Origin of the sequence: Rubrivivax sp. A210 (assembly GCF_904426505.1) — a bacterium.
GTDB lineage: Bacteria > Pseudomonadota > Gammaproteobacteria > Burkholderiales > Burkholderiaceae_C > Rubrivivax.
Map to the genome: position 1 here is coordinate 1 of NZ_CAJGBN010000048.1, position 3,319 is coordinate 3,319.

Here is a 3,319-nt window from a genome sequence, read left to right on the forward strand (position 1 = left end):
GGATCTCTCTTGCAAAAGTAGCCGGATCGGGTCGTGGGGGCAGGCCCCTCGCCAAGCGTTCCGTGATGACTTCACGCGCTGATTCGGACACCGTTTCGTAGCCTCTGGTGGCGAGTTCTGCGAGTAGAGTTGTCTTCCCGGCGCCGGGGCCGCCGGTTATTACTATGCGACGCATGGCAAAGTGGTGGATTACGACGCCTAACGTGGGAGCTAAGCTGGCACCGACGGTGAAACGCCAGGCCCCGGCCACAGAAAATGTACAGCGTACCTGTGGCCGGGGCCTGGTGTTTTGCCGTTGGTGCTCAGCTTGAGCGACGTGTTAGGCCACGCTTTTGACGGCCACTGATGCACGCCTTGTCTTGAGCTGACTTGGTGGCACTGCCACGGCGACCAGCCTCTGCGTGGTTCAGGCGCCCAGCACGAGGACGCCAACGTTTCTGAGCTGCGAATGCTGGCCAGGCTGGGTATCCTTCGTCGGTGCTGCGCTGGCGAGGCGCAGGCGGCGACGCCAAAGAGCTGGACGATGAGATTCTCGGCGTAGTTGTGGACGTCGGGGCTGATTTTCACTTGTGATGTGGGCTACAGCGTAAATACTCGTGAAGCTTGGAGACGAGGCCTTTGCTCGCGGAATTTGGTCGCCTTCTGAGCCGCAGTGATGCTGATGAGGGGATGCAATTAGTGCGGCTGGTGGAGGTCGTGAAAGCTGCCGAGGTGAGTGTATTTGCGTGGCCTAACGTTCGAGCTAAGCGGGCGACGACGGATGGACGCCAGGCCCGGGCCGGTGAAAATGTACCGCGTACCACCGGCCCGGGCCTGGTGGCCTGCCGTTGGCGCTCCGCTTGAGCGAGGGGTTAGGCCGCAGTGGGCGCACTATGAACGACAAGGCCTTTTCCAGGCACAAACTGACAGAGCTTGATGGGCAAGTGCGCGTGGATCTCGGATAAGCAGTACCACGCTTCTTGTAGAGGGTTCGCAGTGTTCTTCTCTTCCCATGCAGCGGACACTCGTTCATAGATGAGCCAGCCTTCGATAGCGTGGAGTGGTTTGACTTGGTTCAGGGAAAGGATTTGAAAGACGCCGGTCGCTAACTGCTGCCATCCAAGTGTGGTCTTGATTTCGAAAGGTACTCTTGTTCCGTCGCTCTTGACAAAGTACCCGTCCGCCCACAGGCCATTGCACTTGTACACTTTCTGAATTCCGTGCAGTGAGGACGGGTCAAGCATTGCTTCAAATACAGCCTGCTCCAGGATACTTCCAACCTTCACGGGCAATGACGATAGTTCTGTCTCGCTGCGGATGCGTTTTGGAAGTGCTTGCATGCGTATCAAATCCTCGAAAGGTAGGTGGGCGGATTCTGCGGCCTAACGTTCGAGCTAAGCGGGCGCCGACGGTAGGACGCCAAGACCGGGCCGGTGAAAATGTACCGCGTACCACCGGCCCGGGCTTGGTGGCCTGCCGTTGGTGCTCCGCTTGAGCGAGGGGTTAGGCTTCACTTGGTGGTGTGACGATTCAGTGCCTCGGTGGTACTGCTACCAGCGTTACTTCGTATGCTTCTCCGCTTGCCCGACGAAGCTTTAAGGTTACTTTTTCCCCTGGCTTCTTGTTCATTCTGTCTGCCATCGTGGATGCCTTGGCTCCTGCAACCTTGCTGCCTTCAACTTCAAGAATTGAATCTCCGGCAACAATGCCGGCGAGAGCAGCGGGCATACCAGATTGAACGCTTTGGATAAGTACACTCTTGAGCGTGGGATTGAATACTCCATCTGAATCGACTTCAACTGTGAGTCCAAATTTACCTCTGGATTCCTCTGCGACGGCTACCATTGTGGGAGCAAATGCCATCAGAGTTAGAGCTACGCGACGAGTTGGGTAGGAGGGCATCTTGTGAAGCCTAACGTTCGAGCTAAGCGGGCGACGACGGCAGGACGCCAGGCCCGGACTGGTGAAAATGTACCGCGTACCACCAGGCCGGGCCTGGTGGCCTGCCGTTGGCGCTCCGCTTGAGCGAGGGGTTAGGCGTCGATCGCAACGGCATAGAACAGCTCAGTAGAACCATCCTTGTTGACGTGGGCGATGGTACCGACAGGTGCCCAACCCAGGCGCTCGAAGATCCGCTGCGTACCAACACACCAGTCCTCCGTGGATGAGATGAGCTTCCTACCCTTCGCAACGCTTTGTACATGCCTGACAAGGGAGGTAGCGACTCCCTGCCTTCTGTGTTGCTTGCTGACGCACAAATAGGTGAGAAGTGGTTGCCCAAGAAGACCCCGAGGTTCGTAGCTAGCGTAGCCAACGATGACACCTTGATGAGTTGCCACGAAAAGGCACTTGGCTTCGATTTCAGCAAGTCGGTCTCCACCGAATTCATCAATCTCAGCAATGGTGGCTTGGTCGCTCAAGTTGCCGAGCCGAACTTCTGTGGAAACTGGGAGTGTCACGGTGGTTGCCTTCGACGCCTAACGTGTTTTAGACAGCATAGCGATCCTGGTGCCTATGGCAAGAACTGGGTGCATGCACCCGGATATTGCCATAGGTGCCAATGCGGGTTGACCCTTAGTGGCATGCACTTCAGTGCAGGGGCAAGGGCTGCTTGGCTGTTGAAAATGGTGGTGCGCCACAACCGGTTCCTGTGAGGCCTAACGTTCGAGTTAACCGGCCCGCGGAGGCAGGCACCGTAAGGCCGGGCTGAGATGATGCACCATGTGCCTCAGCCCGGCCTTACGGTGCCTGCCGTAGCGGGTCCGGTTGAACGAGGGGTTAGGCCGCACCGCGCTTCGCCGCTTGCAGCTAACCGTGAAAGCAAAAGTTGGATGGCCCGGCATACAACTATTGAATGCGCCCAACGTAGGTAACCAGAGCCCACAGAAGCACGATGCTCACGGGAAGGGCAGCACAGATCGCGGCCTCAAGTTTGATGAAGCCCTGCATGGGGTACTTCCACCAAAGATGGCCCGCGTAGCCGGCGGAAGCGGGGGCACCGAGGAAGATGGCAAAGCCGATGCCCAACGATGCTGCGCCGGACCAGGTATCGGTAAGCCAGTGAATCAGGGCTACTGACAGTGCGGCATACGACGCCAGTACGACCGGCCACACAACGGTGCGCGACAGAACGAGACGAGGCCATGGGGCGCCGGGTAATGAGCGCTGGTTCGTCTTCGACTGAGGCGGAGTCATCGCTGATGTCGGTCGTGCGGCCTAACGTTCGAGCTAAGCGGGCGACGACGGCAGGCCGCCAGGCCCGGGCCGGTGAAAATGTACAGAGTACCACCGGCCCGGGCCTGGTGGCCTGCCGTTGGCGCTCCGCTTGAGCGAGGGGTTA

Annotated in this window: 5 protein-coding genes; all 5 read right to left on the reverse strand. The window is 58.5% G+C overall.

Annotation, left to right across the window (positions count from 1 at the left end; translation table 11 throughout):
- On the reverse strand, positions 1-175 hold a 175-nt coding region (locus tag JMV16_RS24630), incomplete at its 3' end, for an AAA family ATPase (RefSeq protein WP_201496038.1).
- Between the two features lie 676 nt (positions 176-851).
- Complete coding sequence (locus JMV16_RS19780; RefSeq protein WP_201496039.1) at positions 852-1,319, reverse strand: hypothetical protein; 468 nt, start codon at positions 1,317-1,319, stop codon at positions 852-854.
- 190 nt (positions 1,320-1,509) lie between these two features.
- On the reverse strand, positions 1,510-1,824 hold the full coding sequence (locus JMV16_RS19785; RefSeq protein WP_201494844.1) for a PDZ domain-containing protein: 315 nt from the start codon (positions 1,822-1,824) through the stop codon (positions 1,510-1,512).
- Between the two features lie 188 nt (positions 1,825-2,012).
- Positions 2,013-2,399: a GNAT family N-acetyltransferase gene (locus JMV16_RS19790; RefSeq protein ID WP_201496040.1), complete on the reverse strand. Its 387-nt coding sequence runs from the start codon at positions 2,397-2,399 to the stop codon at positions 2,013-2,015.
- A gap of 427 nt (positions 2,400-2,826) precedes the next feature.
- Positions 2,827-3,174 carry a hypothetical protein gene (locus JMV16_RS19795; RefSeq protein WP_201496041.1) on the reverse strand — a complete coding sequence of 116 codons (348 nt, stop codon included), beginning with the start codon at positions 3,172-3,174 and terminating at the stop codon, positions 2,827-2,829.
- Positions 3,175-3,319 lie beyond the last annotated feature (145 nt).

What these genes read in the sequence shown, in the direction of transcription:
- JMV16_RS19780 (WP_201496039.1), bottom strand. Translation starts at nt 1,319, where the DNA reads ATGCAAGCACTTCCAAAACGCATCCGCAGCGAGACAGAACTATCGTCA.
- JMV16_RS19785 (WP_201494844.1), bottom strand. Translation starts at nt 1,824, where the DNA reads ATGGTAGCCGTCGCAGAGGAATCCAGAGGTAAATTTGGACTCACAGTT.
- JMV16_RS19795 (WP_201496041.1), bottom strand. Translation starts at nt 3,174, where the DNA reads ATGACTCCGCCTCAGTCGAAGACGAACCAGCGCTCATTACCCGGCGCC.